Genomic DNA, 19,555 nt, shown 5'->3' on the forward strand with positions numbered 1-19,555 from the left:
CGTCACATAAGGAGATGAACCTCATGCAGTGCCCTAAGTGCAGAGGCAACATGCGGACCCTTGACCGCAACGGTGTCCACATCGAGCAGTGCGACAACTGCCGTGGCATCTTCCTCGACTACGGCGAGCTCGAGACCCTGAGCCGCATGGAGAACCAGTGGAACCAGCAGCACTACGCTGCGCCTCCGCCCCCGCCGCCGCCCGTCCACGGCCCCGCCTGGGGTGGCGGCCACCACGGCGGCCACCACTACGGCCACCGCCGCAACAGCTGGGTGGGCATGCTCTTCTCCAGCTGACCCCCGCACCTCCGACGAGCCCTCGGCCTTCCCGCCGGGGGCTCGTTCGTTTTCAGAGGTCCAGCCGTCTGGTGACGCCGATCGAGTCGAGGAACGGCAGGTCGTGGCTGGCCACGATCAGCGCTCCCCGGTAGCCCGTCAGCGCCTGCGCGAGCCGCCGCACGCTCGCCAGGTCGAGGTTGTTCGTCGGCTCGTCGAGCAGCAGCAGTTGCGGCTGCGCGAACAGCAGGCGGGCCAGCGCGGCCCGGAAGCGCTCGCCGCCCGACAGCGTGCCCGCGATCTGGTCGCCCCGGTCACCCCGGAACAGGAACCGGGCCAGGCCCGCGCGGATCTCGTTCTCGGTCGCGTCGGGGGCGACCGCGCGCACGTTGGCCGCGACGCTGACCGTCTCGTCGAGCACGTCGAGCCGCTGCGGCAGGTAGCGCGTCGGCACCAGCTCCGGCCAGGCGGCGATGCCCTCCAGCAGGGTCGTCTTGCCCGACCCGTTGGGGCCGAGCAGGGCGATGCGCTCGGGGCCCCGGACGACCAGCTCCGACGGTTCCCGGCCGCGGCGTTCCGGGACCACCTCCAAGGGGCCGGAGACGTCCCGGTCGGTGACGAACGTGCCGCCGAGCGGGAACTCCAGCACCCTGCGGGTCTGCGGGACGGCGGTGCCCGGCAGGTCGACGCGGATCTCGGCCTCGTCGCGGAGCGCGTCCTCGGCCTCGGTCAGCCGGTCGCGGGCCTCGGCGAGGCGCTGTTCGTGCATGATGCGGTGCCTGCCGGCGCTCTCCTGGGCGGCGCGTTTGCGGGCGCCCATGATGATCTTCGGCTCTCGCTTCTGCGCCTCCATCTTCTTGCCGTAGCGAACCCGCTTGGAGAGCTTCTCGTGTGCCTCGGCCAGGTCGCGCTTCTCGCGCCGCAGGTCGCCCTCGGCCGCGCGGACCGTCCGCTCGGCCGCCTCCTGCTCCACGTCGAGCACCTCCTCGTACGCCGTCAGCCCGCCCCCGAAGATCCGCCCGTCGGGCAGTTCGGCGAGCCGGTCGACGAGGTCGAGCAGCACCCGGTCGTGGCTGACCACGACGATCGTGCCGGGCCAGGAGGTGATGGCGTCGTAGAGGCGGTGGCGGGCCGCGAGGTCGAGGTTGTTGGTCGGCTCGTCGAGCAGCAGCACGTCGGGGGCGCGCAGGAACTCGGCCGCGACGCCGACCATCACCGTCTCGCCGCCGGACAGGGTGGCGACGGTCCGGTCGAGGCCGACGTCGTCGAGGCCGAGCCGGTCGAGTTCGGCACGGGCGCGCTCCTCCACGTCCCACACGACGTTCTCGAAGTGCTCCTCGGAGGTGTCGCCGGACTCGATGGCGTGCAGGGCGCGCCGGGCCGCGGTGATGCCCATGAGGTCGGAGACGGTGCGTCCCACGCCGAGCGGGAGGTTCTGCGGCAGGTATCCGGCCGAGCCGGACACCTGGATCGAGCCCCGGATGGGCGCCAGCTCACCTGCCGCCAGCCTGAGCAGGGTGGACTTGCCGGAGCCGTTCGCCCCGATGAGCCCGGTCACACCGGGTCCGACGGCGAGGTCGAGGCCCTCGAAGACGGCGGTGCCGTCGGGCCAATAGAAGAAGAGGTCGTCACAGCGCAACATGGCGCGTCAACTCCAGAGGTCATGTGTCGATGAGGAACGGACATGAGCTCTAGAGCTTCAACGGATCTCCCGGAGGCAGGCGATGTGACGTCGTCCACGCTAGGCGACCTGGTCGCCAGGCTTCAAACCGTTTTCCGTCAGAGGCGGGACCGGTAGATCTGGGCGGCCTTCTCGATCAGGTCGAGGTGGTCGGCGAGCTGGCTCGGGGAGTCGAACCGGGCGTGCACCCGGACGGCCTGGTCGAGCAGGGCCAGCCATTCGAGGCACCACCGCACGTCCTCGGCGCGGGCGACCGGGCGGCCGGCGACGTCGACGTAGACGGGGCTGGTGTGGGCGTAAACCCGGCGGTGGAGCGACCGGCGGTGGGGGCCGCCGGAGGCGGTGGCGACGATGTAGGTCGGCTCGGTGATCGTCAGGACGGTCCGCAGCTCGCCGCCCCGGCCGGTGGCGACCAGGCCCTCGGCGGTGTGGATCTCCAGGCGTTCGACCTCGGGGCCGACGCTGCGGGCGACGACCTCGATCTCGTCCCCGGCCGACAGGCACCAGGTGTCGCCGATCTCGGCTCCCCCGGCGGTCATCTCCAGCCAGGGGCCGGTGGTGACGAACGTCCGGCCCTGGCGGACGGCATGGGCGTACGCCTCGGCGGAGAGGGGACCGCCGAGACGCGCGTACACGCGCTCCCAGCCGGGCGGGCTGGAGACGGTGTCCTGCCGGGTGTACGACAGCATCGAGTCGGTGCCGGCCAGCGCGGCCAGGCGGTTGCCCGCGCCGAGCAGGCGGCGGTAGACCTCGACGGTGCCGGAGAAGTCCGAGAAGTGCAGCAGCTCCAGGCCGTCGACCAGGCCGAGCGCGGCGTCGACGACCAGGGCGCGGGCATTGCAGTCGCGGTGGGCGTCGCCGATGACGTCGCCGGGGGTGCTGACCGGGCCGTGGAACGGGTGGGCGTAGCCCAGCACCGCCTGCAGTTCGCGCAGTTCGCCGCAGGCGGCGCCGTTCGGGGGCCAGTCGGCGTCGTCGAGGAAACCGGTGTGGTAGATCGACGGCGGAGCGGCCAGGCCGAAGGCGTGGACGTGGCCGAGCAGGTCGTTGCGGTATTCGACGCCCATGCGGGCGACGTGACCGGCATCCGACCACGGCAGGTCGCGGCCGGCCCAGTGGTGCAGCGCCTCCCGGTCGTAGACGCGGCGGCCTGCGACGTTGCCCGCGACCAGGTTGAGCACGTGCAGGTCCTCGCCGTGCTGCATGACGGCGGCCTCGGCGGGGGCGGCCACCACGTCGCCCGCCCAGTTGAGGTGGACGTGCAGGTCGGCGCCGTACCAGCCCCGGGCGGCGGCGTCGTAGAGGCGGCCGGGGGTGAGGTCGACGGCGGTCTCGCGCCAGGGCGACGGGACGACCTGGGTCTCGGCGGTCTCGTACTCCATGCCGCGGGTCACCCGGACGACCAGCGGCTCGGCCGGGACGGGCACCACCACGTCGTCGCCGTGGAAGTAGGGCACGCCGTGGTAGTCGCGGCGCTGCGGGGCGCCGTCGGGCCACCAGCCCTGACCGTCGGTCGAGGTGACGCTCCACCGGCAGGGGAACCCGGCCCGCAGGCGCAGCCGGGCGGGGACCGCGGCCCGGGTGAGCACCGACAGGTCGACCCGTTCGCCGTCGACGCGCAGGTCGCTGTCGCTGGTGAACTCGGCGAGCCGCGCTCCTTTGGGGTCGACGGTGTGCTCCGCGCCGTCGAGGGTGACGGTGGCGGGGGCCGTACGGGCGGAGTCGACCAGCAGCACGCCCGCCACCGGGGTCACGGAGAGGACCGCGCTGCAGCGGGCCTCCAGGATGTAGCCGCCCGGCGTGAGCCGCAGCACGGTCAGCCCCTCGGGGGCCTCCCGGCCGCTGACCGCGTCGCGGAAGGCCCGGTCGAGGTCGGTGTCGCCGGACATCTGATAGGCCTCGTCCGGGAACCTCAGGAAACTCAGCATGCGCACGTAGCCGATCGGCGGTTCGCCCCAGGTGATGCCGTGCTCGGCCAGCAGTGCGCGGTAGTCGTCGAGAGCCCGTGCCACCGCAGGTGGCAACAACGGGTCGTGATGCATGATCGCCTCCCCGATATCCGAAAGCGCAAGCATCGTCACACCGGACCAGCGGATATGGGGTGCAATATGGCGTCGGGGTGCAGCACGGCCGAACCGAGGGGGAGAAAACCCGAACCGGGGGTGAAAACTGTCTCCCGTGAAGGGCTGGTGAACGGGCCCTGAATTCTTTTTGTGGCACGCGTCGGCTTTCGCAGCATCTCACATAATTCGGGGTGAGATGAGGAGAAGACTGCTCGGTGTGGCACTGGCCGTCCTCCTGGGAGGAGCGGTCGTCGCGGCCCTCGTCCTGGGCAATCAGGGGTCGGGCGTCACCGTTGTCCGCGGCGTGATCGGGTCGGAGAAGAAATCCTTCTTCGACGACCCGGAGGTCAAGGCCGCCTTCGCCAAGCACGGCCTCCAGGTCGAGGTCGACACCGCCGGGTCACGCGAGATCGCCACCAGCGTGGACCTCGGCGCCTATTCGTTCGCCTTCCCGTCGAGCGCGCCCGCCGCCGAGAAGATCAAGAAGGAGCGCGGGGCCACCCGGACCTTCGCGCCGTTCTTCTCGCCCATGGCGGTGGCGACCTTCGAGCCGATCGTGACCGCGCTGACGCGGGCGGGGGTCGTCGACGGCACGACGTTCGACATCAAGAGATATCTGGAGATGACCGCCGAGGGCACCCGATGGGACGCGCTGCCCGGTTCGGCGTACCAGGCCCGGAAGCGGGTCCTGCTCACCACGACCGACATCCGCACCTCCAACTCGGCCGCCATGTACCTGGCCCTGACCAGCTATGTCGCCAACGGCGACGACGTGATCCAGGGCGCCGACGCGAAGGTGGCGCAGCGGGTCGCGCCGCTGTTCCTCGACCAGGGCTACTCGGAGTCGACCTCCGAGGCGCCGTTCGAGGACTACCTGGCCATGGGGATGGGCAAGACGCCCATGATCATGATCTATGAGGCGCAGTACGCCGCCCACCTGTTCGCGGGCGACGGCGCCGTCCGGCCGGAGATGCGGCTGCTCTACCCGTCGCCGACCGTGCTCAGCAAGCACACGCTGGTGCCCTTCGACCAGGACGCGAACGAGGTCGGCCGCCTGCTGACCGAGGATCCCGAGTTCGCCGCCCTCGCCGCCCGGCACGGCTTCCGCACCGCGAACCCCGGCGTCTTCGCCGGCCTCGCGCAGGGCACCCCGCTCACCCGCGACCTGGTCGACGTGGTCGAGCCGCCCACCTACGACCACCTGGAACAGCTCGTCGCGATGATCGAAGAGCGCTACCTCTGAGGAACCCCTGATGGACCTGGTACTCACGCCGCCGGAGCCGGTCCCGCCGGTCCCCGTGGAGCAGGCCTCCCGCATGATGCCGGTGTCGGAGGAGCGCGACGCCGAGCTCGCCGGGCGGGCCCGCGCGTTCGCCGCCGAACTGGCCGCGATCGACCCGCGCTCCCCCGGCTTCACCCAGAAGGTCGCCGACATCACCGCGATGGGCGCGACCGAGATCGGCTCGTCGTCGCAGGTGTCGAACCGGATGCTCAAACGCCCGTTACGCGCCTCGGAGGGCCCGGTCGCGGGCGACCTGGTGTCGCTGCGCCGCACGATCGTCGACCTCGACCCGAAGAACGCCGCCACCGGCCGCCGCCTGATGGGCCTGCTGCCGAACCGGCTGCGCGACTACTTCGCCAAGTACCAGAGCGCGCAGAAGCACCTGGACGACATCGTCCGCTCGCTCAAGTCGGGCCAGGACGAACTGCGCAAGGACAACGCCGCCATCGAGGGCGAGCGCCGCCTGCTGTGGGACGCGATGGTCAAACTCCAGGAGTACGCCGTGCTCGCCGCCGCCCTCGACGCGGAGGTCGAGGAGCTGATCCTGCGCGAGACCGACGAGGAACGGGTGACCGCGCTGCGCAGCGACGCCCTGTTCGCGATCCGGCAGCGCCACCAGGACCTGCTGACCCAGCTCGCCGTCTCGGCGCAGGGCTACCTGGCGCTCGACCTGGTGCGCAAGAACAACCTGGAGCTCATCAAGGGCGTCGGCCGCGCCACCACCACGACGATGGCCGCGCTGCGGACAGCGGTCGTGGTGGCCCAGGCGCTGGCCGGGCAGAAGCTGGTGCTCGACCAGATCACCGCCCTCAACGCCACCACCTCCGACCTCATCGTGTCGACGAGCGAGCTGCTGCGCGGCCAGGCCGCCGGCATCCAGGCCCAGGCCGCCGCGACGACGGTCGACCTCGACGCGCTGCGCAAGGCGTTCGACAACGTCTATGCCACCATCGACACCATCGACGAGTTCCGCTCCCGCGCCGTCGACACCATGGCCACCACGATCGGCAGCCTGACGGTGGAGATCGAGAACGCGCGCACGTACCTCGACCGGAGCGAGCGATGAGGGCGCTGCTGGCGCTGCTGCTGGCCGCGGCGTCACTGACGGCGTGCTCGGGCGACGAGCCGTTCCGGATCCTGGCCGGCAGCGAGGTCGCCGACCTCGAACCGCTGCTGAAGGACTCGGGGATCGAGGTCGAGTTCACCTACACCGGCACCCTCGACGGCGCCGAGCAGGTCGCCCGGGGCGACGCCGGGGACTACGACGCGATCTGGTTCTCCTCCAACCGGTACCTGTCGCTGATCGACGGGGCGCGCGAGAAGCTGTCGACCCAGACGAAGATCATGAACTCACCGGTCGTGCTGGGGCTCAAGCCCGCCAAGGCGGCCGAACTGGGCTGGGACGGCACGCCGGTGAGCTGGTCGGACATCGCGACCGCGGCCTCGGCCGGCCGGTTCACGTTCGGGATGACCAACCCGGCGTCGTCGAACTCGGGGTTCTCGGCGCTGGTCGGGGTGGCGGCGGCGCTGTCGAACGCGGGCGAGGCCCTCGACGCGAAGACCATCGCGGCGGTGACGCCCCGGCTGAAGGAGTTCTTCTCCGCGCAGAAGCTCACCTCCGGCTCGTCGGGCTGGCTGGCCGACGCCTACACCGCGCGGCCCGACGTGGACGGGCTGGTCAACTACGAGTCGGTGCTGCTCGGCATGCGGGAGAAGCTGACGCTGGTCTACCCGTCGGACGGGGTGGTGTCGGCCGACTACCCGCTGACCCTGCTCGCGTCGTCGTCGCGGAAGGAGCGGTACGACGAGCTGACGTCGTGGCTGCGTACACCCGAGACCCAGCGGAGGATCATGACGGCCACGCACCGGCGGCCCGCCGTTCCCGGGGTGAGGCTCGCCCCCGAGTTCGGCACGGCGTCGCTGGTCGAGCTGCCGTTCCCGAACCGGCGGTCGGCGGCCGACGAGCTGATCGGGGCCTACCTCAACCAGGTGCGGGTGCCCGCGCGGGCGGTGTTCGTCCTGGACACCTCCGGGTCGATGGAGGGCGACCGCATCGACGGGCTGCGGACCGCGCTGGCGACGCTGACCGGCGCCGACACCTCCGCCTACGGCACCTTCTCCCGGTTCCGCAACCGCGAGCAGGTCACCCTGCTGCCCTTCAGCGACCACACGAAGGGGCAGCAGGACTACCGGATCCCCGCGGACAGGCCGGAAGCGGTCCTGGGTCAGATCAAGAGCTACGCCGAGGGCCTGTCGGCCAGTGGCGGCACCGCCATCTACGACGCGCTGCGGGCCGCCTACGAGCAGCCGGTCGACGCCCAGCACTACTCGTCGATCGTGCTGATGACCGACGGCGAGAACACCGACGGCTCCGAGTACCTCGACTTCCAGCTCTACCACCAGGCGCTCCCGGCGGAGAGGAAGGCGGTCAGGACCTTCGTGGTGCTGTTCGGGGACAGCGACGTCGAGGAGATGAGGCAGATCGCCACGCTCACCGGCGGCGCCGTCTTCGACGCCCGCGACGGCTCGCTGGCCGAGGCGTTCAAGGAGATCCGTGGCTACCAGTGACCGGATCCTGACCTACCTGGGCTCGACGAGGAACATCGTCGGCTCGATCTGCGGGCTGGCCGGCGTGGGCCTGGTGTTCCTGGGCGTCGCCGGGTCGCTCTGGCCCGTCGTGGTCGTCGGTCTGTACGGCCTGGGCGCGTTCCTGGCCCCCTCGGACCGGCGGAGGGTCGTGCTGTCCCTCGCCAGGGCGGAGACCGAGGCGCTGCGGGCGGAGCTCGACAGGCTGGTCGGGCGGCTGCGCGGGCTGCCGCCCGACGTGATCGACCGGGTGGTGGAGCTGGCCGGGACGCTGCGCGGCGTGCTCGGCCGGGTCGAGTCGCCCGACCACCTCCACGTGGTCTCCCAGACGATCCGCGACTACCTCCCGACCAGCCTGGACGCCTACGGGCGGCTCCCGCTGGAACGCCGGGAGGCCGCCCACGACGAGCTGCTGAGCCAGCTCGACCTGCTCAGAACCGGCCTCGGCCGGGTGGCCGACGCCGTCCACGCGGGAGACGAGCAGGCCCTCAAGGATCAGGGGCGGTTCCTTCAGGACCGCTTCGGCGGGTCGTCACTGGACCTGTAGAGCAGGTCGGCGGCCTGGGCGGGGGTCAGTTCCCCGTCGAGGACCCGCCGCTCGATCTCCGGGGCGACCTCCCGGGTCCTGTCGCGCAGGTCGCCGAGCACCCGCTCGCGGACCATCGCCCACGTCCAGTCGACCGCTTGGCGCTGCCGCCGGGCCGTCAGGTCGGTCGTCTCCTGGTGCTTGAGGATGTGCGCCCAGAGCTCGGTCAGCCCGGCCCCGGTCAGCCCGCTGCAGGTCAGGACCGGCGTGTGGGAGTTCAGCAGGCGCAGCGCCCCGGACAGTTCCCGGGCCGCCTTCTTGGCGGCCAGCTCGAAGTCGCCGTCGGCCTTGTTGACCGCGATGACGTCGGCCAGCTCCAGCACGCCCTTCTTGATCCCCTGCAACTGGTCGCCCGTCCGGGCCAGCGACAGCACGAGGAACGTGTCGACCATCTCGGCCACCGCCGTCTCCGACTGGCCGACCCCGACGGTCTCCACGAGCACCACGTCGTATCCGGCCGCCTCGACGACGACCATCGCCTCACGCGTCGCCTTCGCCACCCCGCCGAGCGTCCCGGCGGTCGGCGAAGGGCGGATGAACGCGTTCGGGTCGACCGACAGGCGGCTCATCCGGGTCTTGTCGCCCAGGATGCTGCCGCCCGACCTCGTCGAGGAGGGGTCGACCGCGAGCACGGCCACCTTGTGGCCCTCGCCGGTGAGCATCGTGCCCAGGCCCTCGATGAAGGTCGACTTGCCCACGCCCGGCACCCCGCTGACCCCCACCCGGCGGGCCTTCCCGGCCGCCGGGGTGAGCTCCGCGAGCAGCTCCTGGGCCTGCTGGCGGTGGTCGGCGCGGGTCGACTCGACCAGCGTGATCGCACGGGCGACCGACCGCCGGTCGCCCCTCCTCACCCCTTCGGCGATCATCGGTTCCGCAGGTCGCTGACCAGGCCGAGGGCGGCGTCGGCGATGACCGTGCCGGGCGGGAAGATCGCGTCGGCTCCGGCGGCGCGCAGCGCGTCGAAGTCGCCGGGCGGGATCACCCCGCCGACCACGATCATCACGTCGTCGGCCCCGAGGTCGCCGAGCGCCTTCTTCAGCGCCGGGACCAAAGTCAGGTGGCCCGCCGCCAGCGACGACACCCCGACCACGTGGACGTCGGCCTCGACCGCCTGGCGGGCGACCTCCTCCGGCGTCTGGAAGAGCGGGCCGACGTCGACGTCGAACCCGAGGTCGGCGAAGCCGGTCGCGATCACCTTCTGGCCCCGGTCGTGGCCGTCCTGGCCCATCTTCGCCACCAGGATGCGCGGGCGGCGGCCCTGCTCCTCGGCGAACGCGGCGCAGGCCTGCCTGACCTCGTCGATCCTGCTCATGTCGGCTCCGGCCTCCTGCCGGTAGACCCCGGAGATGGTGCGGATGCGGGCCTCGTGGCGGCCGAAGACCTTCTCCAGCGCGTCGGAGATCTCCCCGACGGTCGCCTTCGCGCGGGCCGCGTCGACCGCCAGCGCCAGCAGGTTGCCGTTCCCCGCGGCGGCCTTGGTGAGCGCCTCCAGCGCCGCCCCGACGGCCTCGGGGTCGCGCTCCTGGCGAAGTCTGTCCAGCTTGGCGAGCTGCTGCTTGCGTACCGAGCTGTTGTCGACCTTGAGCACCTCGATGGGCTCGTCGGCCTCCGGCCGGTACTTGTTCACCCCGATGACCGGCTGGCGGCCCGAGTCGATGCGGGCCTGGGTGCGGGCCGCCGCCTCCTCGATGCGGAGCTTGGGCAGGCCCAGGTCGATGGCGCGGGCCATGCCGCCGGCCTCCTCGACCTCCTGGATGTGCGCCCACGCCTTCTGGGCCAGCTCCTCGGTGAGCCGCTCGACGTAGTAGGAGCCGCCCCACGGGTCGATCACCCGCGTCGTGCCCGACTCCTGCTGGAGCACGAGCTGGGTGTTGCGGGCGATCCGGGCCGAGAAGTCGCTCGGCAGCGCCAGCGCCTCGTCGAGGGCGTTGGTGTGCAGCGACTGGGTGTGCCCCTGGGTGGCGGCCATCGCCTCGACGCACGTGCGGGCGACGTTGTTGTAGACGTCCTGGGCGGTCAGCGACCAGCCGGAGGTCTGCGAGTGGGTGCGCAGGCTGAGCGACTTGGGGTTCTTCGCGCCGAAGTCGCGCACCAGCCGGGCCCACAGCAGCCGGGCCGCGCGCAGCTTGGCGACCTCCATGAAGAAGTTCATCCCGATGCACCAGAAGAACGACAGGCGCGGCGCGAACGCGTCGATGTCCAGACCCGCCTTGGTGCCGGCCCGCAGGTACTCGACGCCGTCGGCCAGCGTGTAGGCCAGCTCCAGGTCGAGCGTGGCCCCCGCCTCCTGGATGTGGTAGCCGGAGATCGAGATCGAGTTGAACTTCGGCATCTTCTGCGAGGTGAACTCGAAGATGTCGGAGATGATCCGCATCGACGGTTCCGGCGGGTAGATGTAGGTGTTGCGGACCATGAACTCCTTGAGGATGTCATTTTGGATCGTCCCCTGGAGCTGTTCCGGCGCCACCCCCTGCTCCTCGGCCGCCACGATGTAGAGCGCGAGGATCGGCAGCACCGCGCCGTTCATGGTCATCGACACCGACATCCGGTCGAGCGGGATGCCGTCGAAGAGCTGGCGCATGTCGTAGATGGAGTCGATCGCCACGCCCGCCATGCCGACGTCGCCCTGCACGCGCGGGTGGTCGGAGTCGTAGCCCCGGTGGGTGGCCAGGTCGAAGGCGACCGACAGGCCCTTCTGCCCGGCCGCCAGGTTGCGGCGGTAGAAGGCGTTGGACTCCTCGGCGGTGGAGAACCCGGCGTACTGGCGGATGGTCCACGGCTGGTTGACGTACATCGTCGGATAGGGGCCGCGCAGGAACGGCGCCCGGCCCGGGTAGGTCGGCAGGTAGCCGGGCAGGTCGGCGGCCTCGTAGAGCGGCTTGACCGCGATGCCCTCCGGCGTCTCCCACACGTCGCCGTCGATCTTGACGGGCCCGGGGCCGCCGGTCCCGAGCGGGATCTCGCTGAAGTCGGGGATCATCGCTCCACTCCCAGGTCGTCGAACGTGGTCTCCAGGACCCTCAGGGCGTCACACCCCGCGAAGAGGGTGGCGTCGACACCTTCATACTCCCCCTTCCCGGCCAGCCACACCTTCGTCGCCCCGGCGTCCCGCAGGGCGGCGGCGACCTGTTCGGCCTGCTCGGCGTAGAGGCGGTCGGAGGAGCAGATGCAGGCGACCGTGGTCTGCCCCGGCGCGAAGTCCGCCGCCTCGCCGGTCACGGTGGCGATGCCCCCGGCGGCGAACAGGTTGGCGGCGAAGGTGGCGCGGGCGGTGTGCACGGCCACCGGCCCGATCGTCGCGAGGAAGACCGCCGGCCGGGTGTCCTGCCGGTCGGCGAGGTCGCGGAGCCGCTCGAACGGCTCGGCGTAGCGGTCGGGGTCGCCCGGCAGGCCGCGGCCCTCCCGGCGGACCGGGACCTTCTCGGTGAGGTTCGGGAACTCGCTCACGCCGGTGATGGGGTGCTTGCGGCGGGCCACGTCCTTCGCCCGTTTCTCGCGGGCGCCGGCCAGGGCCTCCTCGATCACCTGCTCGCCGTGCTTCTCCGTCCGCTGGAACAGGTCCCAGGCGGTGGCGGCCAGGTCGTCGGTCAGGTGCTCGACGTACCAGGAACCGCCCGCCGGGTCGGCGACCCGGGCGATCCCGGCCTCCTCGACCAGCAGCGACTGGGTGTTGCGGGCGATCCGGCGGGCGAACGCGTCGGGCAGCCCGAGCGCCGCGTCGAACGGCTGGACCGTCACCGCGTCGGCGCCCCCGGTCCCGGCCGCGAAGCAGGCGAGCGTGGCGCGCAGCATGTTCACCCACGGGTCGCGCACCGTCATCATCGCGCCCGAGGTCACGGCGTGCTGCACCATCTCCGGCGGGCCGCCCGCGACCTCGGCCACCCGCGCCCACAGGCGGCGGGCCGCCCGGAGCTTGGCGATCGTGAGGAACTGGTCGGCGGTGGCGGCGTAGCGGAACTCGATCAGCTCGAAGGCCCGCTCGACCGGCAGCCCGGCCCCGGTGAGCCGCCGCAGCGCCCTCACCCCCTGGGCGATCGAGGCGGCCAGCTCCAGCGCGTCGGCCGCGCCCCGGTCGTGCCAGGCCAGCCCGTCGGCCACGACGAGCCGCAGCCGCCCGCGGGCCCGGCCGGCGAAGTCGGGAAGGTCGGGGTCGTCCGGGGCGAACCCCAGGTTCCCGCCCGGCACCTCCAGGTTCCCGGTCAGCTGGAGGAAGGCGTGGGCCGCCTGGGCGGCCCGGTTCCCCGCGTCCAGCACGACCGGCGCCAGATCCAGCAGCACCCCGTCGAGGGCCACCGGCAGGTCGGCGGGGTCGAGCGCGGTCAGATCGAGCCAGAGCGAGGAGACCCCGTTCTCCAGATCGGCGAGGATCGCCTCCCTGGTCGACCGGGCGTCAGGATCGGCGTGCCGCTGCCGGACGTCCCACGGCCCGGCCGCGCCCACCAGGCGGGGCGCGTCGGGCAGGCCGTCGTACAGCGGAGTGATCGTCACGCCGTCATAGGTGCGGGCGGAGAGGCGGCCCTCGGGGTCGTCGCCCTCATATCCCGACTTGCGGAGCACTCCGAGCGCGAGCGCCCGCCATTCCTCCCGGGAACCGGGCTCGAACCCGGCCGCCAGATCCACTTTCATGTTCCGGATGATAAGTGGAACCCCAGGCGGAAGAGCCCCCCGGTCAGCCCCTAATTCACAATGTGTAGCGGAACGACTCCTCCCACGTCCGCCGGCCCACGATCCCGTCGTCGGGCAGGTCGACCCGCCGCTGGAAGGTCTTGCACACGTCGCGCGAGCGCTGCCCGTAGGCGCCGTCGGCCTCCAGGTCGAAACCGATCTTCTTCATCTGCTGCTGCCACCGCTTGACGTCGTCGCCGGTCGTGACCGGCGGATAGGTGAACAGCCGCCCCGGCCACGCGGGGATCTGCCCGCCCGGCGGGGTCTCGGGTTCGCCGCCGGGCCGGGGCGCGCCCCGCTGCACCCACGCGTAGAGCGCCGCGCCCGGACAGTCGGTGGAGAAGCCGTCGCGGTGCCCCTTGATCTCGGTCCCGGCCCCGCCCTCCTTGCGGAGGTGCTCGATGGCGTCGAGGACGGCGTGCAGCAGGTTGTCGTTGGGCTTGACGAACCCGGCGTTGCCGACGAGCCCGAGCACGGCGTAGTGGTCGGAGTTCAGCCCGGAGCCGTTGGCGGCGGGAAGATGGTCGGGCCCCCGCCCGACGAACACCCGCCGGTGAGGGCAGGCGATCATCGAGTTGCCGGTGAAGTAGACCGAGCCGTCACGACGGGCCAGCCAGGTCTGGTTCTCCGTACGGGGACACCAGATCTTCCCCTCGTACGTCTCCTCCGAGATCTCGAATTCGCCCTTGCTCTGCCGGGCAGCACGAGGGCTGAAGAACTCCTGGCGGCGAATGGCCACCTGCCACATGTCCGTCTTGCAGGTGCCGTTGGGAGGTCTGCGGCGCAGGGACGCGCCGCGGCCGGACAGCAGGACGGCGAACATGAAGGCCTCGGAGGCCGCCCGGTTCTTCTGCGCGAGCTTGTATTCACCGGCGTTGTCGGCCGCGAGAGAGGTCTCGATGAACAGCCCGAGCTGGGCCTTGGTGAGCGACAGCAGGAACTCGTATGTGGGGACCCGGTCGGGCGCCACCTCAAGGAGGTGAGGACCCGCGTCGGCGGACAGATGGAACTCCACGAGGTCGTCGTTGAGCGCTTCACGCCATCGCGGCACACCGTCGGTGGTCCGGCCGAGCCTGGGGAACGCGCCCGAGTCCGGGCCGAAGACCTCGGTCAGGGCGATCCGGAGGCGGCTGACATTCGCCGCGTTCCTCGTAGCCTGATAGATCGCGACGGACGTGCTGGGTGTCCTGTCCCGGTTGGGCTTGACGTGGCCCTCGGTCCAGAACCACGCGACGAGTTCGACGAAGGCGTCCGACCATTTGGCCTCGGTCGGCAGGTCGGCGCAGGGAGCGGCGATCGGGATCCGGTCCCAGTAGGTGAGGCTCTCCGTGGTGGCCCACAGGCGTTCCCGGGAGGTGACCTCGCGGCGACTCCGGCCGGTCGCCGCCCACTTGCCCCGTTCGTCTTTGATCCTGACCGTGCCGGTCCGGCGCCGATAGCGCTCCACGGGCCAACGGTGCTGAGGGGTGGTGAGCGAGGAGTGCCGGTCGCCCTCCATGCGGATCATGGTCCGCGGCTGGGCGGGGAAGACGTACACGTCGAGGAGTGGCTGCCATTCGGACAGGCCGGTCTCGTGGTTGAGCGTCAGCGTCAGATCGCCCGGCTGGATCTCCTGATAGGTCTTCCAGCCGTTCCGGGTGAGGATCTCCGTCTGCTCGTCGACGCAGTAGCCGATGTCGATCCAGCCGTTGCCGTCCATGTGGAAGTTCTGGATGGACCTGACCTGCGCGACGCAGAGGTTGTGGTCGTTGACGATCTCCGGGGGGACGCGCCCGCCCGTGTAGTGGACCTTGACACCCTTCGTGGACGTCAGCGGGGAGTACGACCCCTTGGGAGCGCGGGCTCCCCATTGCGCGCGGGTCACCAGCGAGATGGCCACGAAGAGACTCCAGTACAGGTTGGAAAGGACGCCGAGCATATTGGCCGCCGGAAGGCGCGAGTGGCGCTTTGCCCATATCGACGGCCGATATGCCCAACGGTCATGACCTTGGTATAGCCCCTCTAGCCCCAGATCTCCTGTGCGGTCTCGACGATGAGGCGCAGCTTGGCGAACTGCTCCTCCTGGGTGAGGGAGTTGCCCTCCACGGTGGAAGAGAACCCGCACTGCGGGGACAGGCAGAGCTGGTCGACGTCGATGTACTTCGACGCCGCCTCGACGCGCCGCTTGAGGTCGTCCTTGGACTCCAGGACGCCCGACTTGGTGGTGACGAGGCCGAGGACGACGTACTTGCCCTTGGGCACGTACCGGAGCGGTTCGAAGCCGCCCGAGCGCTCGTCGTCGAACTCCAGGAAGAAGCCGTCGACGCCGAGTTCCCCGAACAGGGCCTCGGCGACGAAGTCGTAGGAGCCCTCGGCGGCCCAGGAGGAGCGGAAGTTGCCTCGGCACATGTGGGTGGTGATCCGCATGCCCTCGGGCTTGGTCGCGATGGCGGTGTTGATCTGCTGGATGTAGCGCAGGTGCAGGTGGTCGGCGTCGTCGCCGCGGGCGGCGATCTCCGCGCGCTGCGCCGGGTCGTTGAGGTAGGCGAGGGAGGTGTCGTCGAACTGCAGGTAGGTGCAGCCCTGCGCGCCGATCCGGGCCACTTCGTTCTGGTACGCCGCCGCGAGGTCGGTCCAGAACTCCTCGATGTCGGGGTAGACGGCCGGGTCGATGGCGGCCTGGCCGCCGCGGTAGTGGACCATGTTGGGCGACGGGATGGTCAGCTTGGGGGTCTGGCCCTCGCCGGCCACGCTCTGCAGGTAGGCGAAGTCGTCGCCGAAGATCGTCTCGTTGAGGGTGATCTTCCCGTCGACCTTCATGCCCTTGGGCGTGAACTCGATCTTCTCGTTGTCGTTGCGGAACTTGACCACGATCTGCTCGTCGGCGGCGACGCTGATGCCGCCGAGGCGGTAGATGAAGTCCATGTGCCAGGAGGCGCGGCGGTACTCGCCGTCGGTCGCGGTCTGGAGACCGGCCTCCTTCTGGAGCGCGACGACGTCGCGGACGGCGGCGTCCTCGATGACACGGAGTCCGGCGGCGTCGAGGGCGCCCTTGGCGTAGTCGTCACGAGCCTGGAGCAGGGTTGCCGGGCGCAGGAGGCTGCCGACGTGATCCGCGCGGAAGGGGGGTTCTGTGCGCATTGCGAATCATCTCCATTGATGTCTGGAACATGACGGAAGTCGTCAAGACGCTAGCGCATGCGGCCAGTTTCTTGATCACGAAATGAGCGTTTCGCCGCGCGCGGGCCGGACCACCCTCCGCTCGGTGACGATGGCGGTGATGAGGTCGGCGGGCGTCACGTCGAAGGCGGGGTTGTAGGTGGCAATGCCCGGCAGCGAGGTGACCTCGGCGCTCCCCCGGTCCTCGATCTCGATGTCGGCGCCGCTGGGCGTCCGGAGGTCGACGGTGCTCTCCGGGGCGACCACGACGAAGGGCACCCCCGCGCGGTGGGCGCCGAGGGCCAGCATGTAGGAGCCGATCTTGTTGGCGGTGTCGCCGTTGGCGGCGATCCGGTCGGCCCCGATGACGACGGCGTCGGCCGCGCCGCGCGCCAGCAGGAAGGGCCCGGCGGAGTCGACGACGAGCCGGAACGGCGCGCCCATCTTCTGGAGCTCCCAGGTGGTCAGGCGGGCCCCCTGGAGCAGCGGCCGGGTCTCCAGGGCGATGGCCTCGGTGAGCGCGCCGCGTTCGTACAGGGTCTGGACGACCCCGAGCGCGGTGCCGCGCTCGACGGTGGCCAGCGCGCCGGTGTTGCAGATGGTCATCACCCGGCTCGCGCCGTAGGAGGCGAGCAGGTCGGCGCCGCGCTCCCCCATCTCGCGGCAGGCCCGGACGTCCTCGTCGCGGATCTCCAGCGCCCGCTTCAGCGGATCGGCCGCCGCGGCGGCCTCCCGCACCCCCCACGCCAGGTTCACCGCGGTGGGCCGCGCCGCCGCCAGGGGTTCGATCGGCTCGCCGGTACGGGCGGCCAGCGCGACCCCCAGCGCCCCCGCCACCCCGAGCGCGGGCGCGCCGCGCACGGCCAGCCGTTTGATGGCGTCGATCAGCCCGGCGACCGTGGTGATCCGCAGGTGGACGAGCTCACCGGGCAGCCGGGTCTGGTCGATGAGGACGACAGCGTCTTCGTCCCACCCAATTGTGGTCATACCTCCGACGCTAGCGCGAACAGGCTCTCGTCGCCCCCGGGCGCCGCCATCAGCGACAACCCCAGCGGGCAGGAGTCGAGCAGGGTCACCGGCACGCTCAGCGCCGGCGCCCCCGCGATCGGCGCCAGGCACGTCAGCCGCAGCGTGGCGGCCCGCACCCGCGACGGCCGCCCGAGCTCGGGCGCGACGCCGGGCGCGCTCGGCAGCGCCATGACCGCCCCGTCGAGCAGGTCGAGCAGCCGCGCCCGCGCCTCGGCGACGTTCTTCGCGGCCAGGGTGACCTCCTCGGCCGTGAGCCGCTCGGCCCGCTCGAACCGCGCTTTCACCCCCGGCCCGAACTCGGGCCGGTTCGCCCGCACCCACTCGCCGTGACACTCCCACGCCTGCGCGGCCTGGGTGACCGCGAACGCGTCGGTGACGTCGAGCCCGAGCGGCGTCCGGTCGACCGGCAGGCCGAGCCCCCGGATGGCCGGCGCCAGCGCCGCCCCCACGCGCGGCGACAGCTCGCTCCAGAGGTCGGCCGGCACCCAGAGCCGCTCGGGCGCCCTCACCTCGGGGCCGGGGTCGAGCAGCGCGTCGGCCGCCCATTCGAGCAGCGGCAGCTCCCGCGTCAGCAGTCCCGGCACGTCGTAGGAGGGCGCCAGCGGCACGATCCCCGCCCGGGGAGCCCGGGAATGGGTGGGGCGGAAGCCGTACAGACCGCAGAAGGAACCCGGGACGCGGACCGAACCGGCGGTGTCGGTGCCCAGCCCGAGATCGGCGCGGCCGCCGGCGACAGCCGCGGCCGACCCGCTCGACGACCCCCCGCACACCCGCCCCGGCGCGGCCGGGTTCTCGATCGCGCCGTAGTGCTGACTCGTCCCGCCGAGGCTCCAGGCGAGCTCGTCGGTGTGCGTCTTGCCCGCGAAGACACTCATGGCGCGCAGCCGCGACACGGCCTCCGCGTCCCGCTCGGCCGGTTCCCCCAGCAGATCGGGATGGCCCGCCCCGGTGGGCAGCCCCTCGACGTCGATGACATCCTTGACGGCCAGCCGAGGCCCGCCGGAACCCTCTGTTGCGACACCCCACGGTACGAACGGATCGATCGCCATGTCTCACCTTCCTACGCGAGGCCGATTTCGCCCCCGTGTCCCACGCGTAAACGGATAATGCGTCGACACCCTCCACGACAGATCGGGATCATTGACCCATGACTCCGCTCGAGATGAAAGTGTGGGTAGACGACAGCGACAGCCCAGCTGACATCATCGACGCCCTCGCCCTGTCCCCCTTCGCCACCGGGGCACAGCCGTGGGCCCAGACCGCCAGCGTCGAGAAGCTCCGCGACGACGCACCCCTGACCGCCTCCGGCGGCACCTTGGTGCGCGCCGCGTCGTCGGACGACGGCCCCGACTCCCGCCTGTACGAGGGCGAGGGCTGGACCATGCGCGTCGTCCGCTACAAGAGCGGCAGCGCGATGGTCGCGGTCACCGCCGTGACCGAAGACCTGGCCGCGGCCGTGGTGACCGAAACCGTGAAGGACGCCGCCGAACCGAAGCCGGTCGACGACGACAAGGTGACGATGGGCTTCTTCTGGAAGTCCGAACACGGCCGCCGCCGCTCGACGAAGACGATCGGGGCGTCGGCGTGGGCTGACGTGCGGCGCAACTACCCCCGGCTGGCTTTGGGGAAGCTGGATTCTCTGATGGCGCTGCGGGGCGGGTCTGCTCCGGGTCGGCTGCTGCTGCTGCACGGCCCCCCGGGGACGGGGAAGACGACGCTGCTGCGGACACTCGCGCGGGAGTGGCGGTCCTGGTGTCAGGTCGACTGCGTGCTCGATCCCGAGCGGCTGTTCAACGATCCGGGGTATCTGATGGAGGTGGCGGTCGGGTGCGACTGCCCTGACCACGACGAGAAGAAGTGGCGGCTTCTCGTGCTCGAGGACTGTGACGAGCTGATCCGGGCCGAGGCCAAGCTCTCCGCGGGGCAGGGGCTCTCCCGGCTTCTCAACCTGACCGACGGCCTGCTGGGGCAGGGCCGGGATGTTCTCGTGGCCGTCACCACCAACGAGGACCTGCAGCGGTTGCATCCCGCGGTGGTGCGGCCCGGGCGGTGTCTGGCGCAGATCGAAGTGGGGCGGATGCAGCCCGATGAGGCTTCGGCGTGGCTGGGGTCCTCTGCGGGGGTGGGGCCCGGAGGGCTGACGCTGGCGGAGATGTTCGCGCTGAAGGCGGGGGTCGTGCCGGAGCAGGTTCCGGAGGAGACGGGCCTCTACCTGTAGCTTCCCGCGGTCGGTGGTAGCCGGCTCTGTCT

Annotated in this window: 15 protein-coding genes; 6 read left to right on the top strand and 9 right to left on the bottom strand. The window is 71.3% G+C overall.

Features of this window, described 5'->3' with window-relative positions:
- The first annotated feature begins 23 nt into the window (after positions 1 to 23).
- Positions 24 to 296: a TFIIB-type zinc ribbon-containing protein gene (locus AW270_RS11650; protein WP_061293792.1), complete on the top strand. Its 273-nt coding sequence runs from the start codon at positions 24 to 26 to the stop codon at positions 294 to 296.
- 52 nt (positions 297 to 348) lie between these two features.
- Here the strand turns inward: AW270_RS11650 and AW270_RS11655 are convergent, their stop codons facing one another.
- Positions 349 to 1,917, bottom strand: coding sequence for an ABC-F family ATP-binding cassette domain-containing protein (locus AW270_RS11655; protein WP_061293794.1), 1,569 nt, complete (start codon positions 1,915 to 1,917; stop codon positions 349 to 351).
- Positions 1,918 to 2,054: 137 nt separating this feature from the next.
- Positions 2,055 to 3,998: a CehA/McbA family metallohydrolase gene (locus tag AW270_RS11660; RefSeq protein WP_061293797.1), complete on the bottom strand. Its 1,944-nt coding sequence runs from the start codon at positions 3,996 to 3,998 to the stop codon at positions 2,055 to 2,057.
- A 238-nt stretch (positions 3,999 to 4,236) separates the two neighbouring features.
- Here AW270_RS11660 and AW270_RS11665 point away from each other — a divergent pair, with 238 nt between their 5' ends.
- From AW270_RS11665 to AW270_RS11680, 4 genes are read left to right on the top strand one after another with little or no spacing between them, the layout of a single operon-like run.
- Positions 4,237 to 5,262 (top strand): hypothetical protein, encoded by a 1,026-nt coding sequence (locus AW270_RS11665; protein WP_245674676.1) that lies wholly within the window; start codon positions 4,237 to 4,239, stop codon positions 5,260 to 5,262.
- A 10-nt stretch (positions 5,263 to 5,272) separates the two neighbouring features.
- On the top strand, positions 5,273 to 6,367 hold the full coding sequence (locus AW270_RS11670) for a toxic anion resistance protein (RefSeq protein ID WP_061293801.1): 1,095 nt from the start codon (positions 5,273 to 5,275) through the stop codon (positions 6,365 to 6,367).
- Positions 6,364 to 7,869: a vWA domain-containing protein gene (locus AW270_RS11675; protein ID WP_061293802.1), complete on the top strand. Its 1,506-nt coding sequence runs from the start codon at positions 6,364 to 6,366 to the stop codon at positions 7,867 to 7,869. Before AW270_RS11670 ends, AW270_RS11675 begins: the two co-directional genes overlap by 4 nt.
- Positions 7,856 to 8,434 (top strand): hypothetical protein, encoded by a 579-nt coding sequence (locus tag AW270_RS11680; protein ID WP_061293804.1) that lies wholly within the window; start codon positions 7,856 to 7,858, stop codon positions 8,432 to 8,434. The genes AW270_RS11675 and AW270_RS11680 overlap by 14 nt, the downstream gene beginning before the upstream one ends.
- Here the strand turns inward: AW270_RS11680 and meaB are convergent.
- From meaB to AW270_RS11715, 7 genes are all read right to left on the bottom strand, one after another.
- Positions 8,398 to 9,339: a methylmalonyl Co-A mutase-associated GTPase MeaB gene (meaB, locus tag AW270_RS11685; protein ID WP_061293806.1), complete on the bottom strand. Its 942-nt coding sequence runs from the start codon at positions 9,337 to 9,339 to the stop codon at positions 8,398 to 8,400. The genes AW270_RS11680 and meaB overlap by 37 nt on opposite strands.
- Positions 9,336 to 11,453, bottom strand: a complete 2,118-nt coding sequence (scpA, locus tag AW270_RS11690) for a methylmalonyl-CoA mutase (protein WP_061293808.1) — start codon at positions 11,451 to 11,453, stop codon at positions 9,336 to 9,338. The genes meaB and scpA overlap by 4 nt, the downstream gene beginning before the upstream one ends.
- The gene (locus tag AW270_RS11695; RefSeq protein ID WP_061293810.1) at positions 11,450 to 13,099 is read right to left on the bottom strand and encodes a methylmalonyl-CoA mutase subunit beta; all 1,650 of its coding nucleotides are present in this window, start codon (positions 13,097 to 13,099) and stop codon (positions 11,450 to 11,452) included. Before AW270_RS11695 ends, scpA begins: the two co-directional genes overlap by 4 nt.
- Positions 13,100 to 13,154: 55 nt before the next feature.
- Positions 13,155 to 15,017 carry a peptidoglycan-binding protein gene (locus AW270_RS41145; RefSeq protein ID WP_245674677.1) on the bottom strand — a complete coding sequence of 621 codons (1,863 nt, stop codon included), beginning with the start codon at positions 15,015 to 15,017 and terminating at the stop codon, positions 13,155 to 13,157.
- A 122-nt stretch (positions 15,018 to 15,139) separates the two neighbouring features.
- Positions 15,140 to 16,258, bottom strand: coding sequence for a 5-methyltetrahydropteroyltriglutamate--homocysteine S-methyltransferase (locus AW270_RS11705; RefSeq protein WP_061293813.1), 1,119 nt, complete (start codon positions 16,256 to 16,258; stop codon positions 15,140 to 15,142).
- A 75-nt stretch (positions 16,259 to 16,333) separates the two neighbouring features.
- Positions 16,334 to 17,263 carry an S-methyl-5-thioribose-1-phosphate isomerase gene (mtnA, locus tag AW270_RS11710; protein WP_061293815.1) on the bottom strand — a complete coding sequence of 310 codons (930 nt, stop codon included), beginning with the start codon at positions 17,261 to 17,263 and terminating at the stop codon, positions 16,334 to 16,336.
- Complete coding sequence (locus AW270_RS11715; protein ID WP_061293818.1) at positions 17,260 to 18,354, bottom strand: amidase family protein; 1,095 nt, start codon at positions 18,352 to 18,354, stop codon at positions 17,260 to 17,262. The genes mtnA and AW270_RS11715 overlap by 4 nt, the downstream gene beginning before the upstream one ends.
- A 98-nt stretch (positions 18,355 to 18,452) precedes the next feature.
- Here AW270_RS11715 and AW270_RS11720 point away from each other — a divergent pair, with 98 nt between their 5' ends.
- On the top strand, positions 18,453 to 19,523 hold the full coding sequence (locus tag AW270_RS11720; protein WP_061293820.1) for a DUF5925 domain-containing protein: 1,071 nt from the start codon (positions 18,453 to 18,455) through the stop codon (positions 19,521 to 19,523).
- Positions 19,524 to 19,555: the final 32 nt, after the last annotated feature.

The organism is Herbidospora cretacea, from assembly GCF_001570605.1.
In the GTDB taxonomy this organism is placed as follows: Bacteria; Actinomycetota; Actinomycetes; order Streptosporangiales; family Streptosporangiaceae; genus Herbidospora; species Herbidospora cretacea.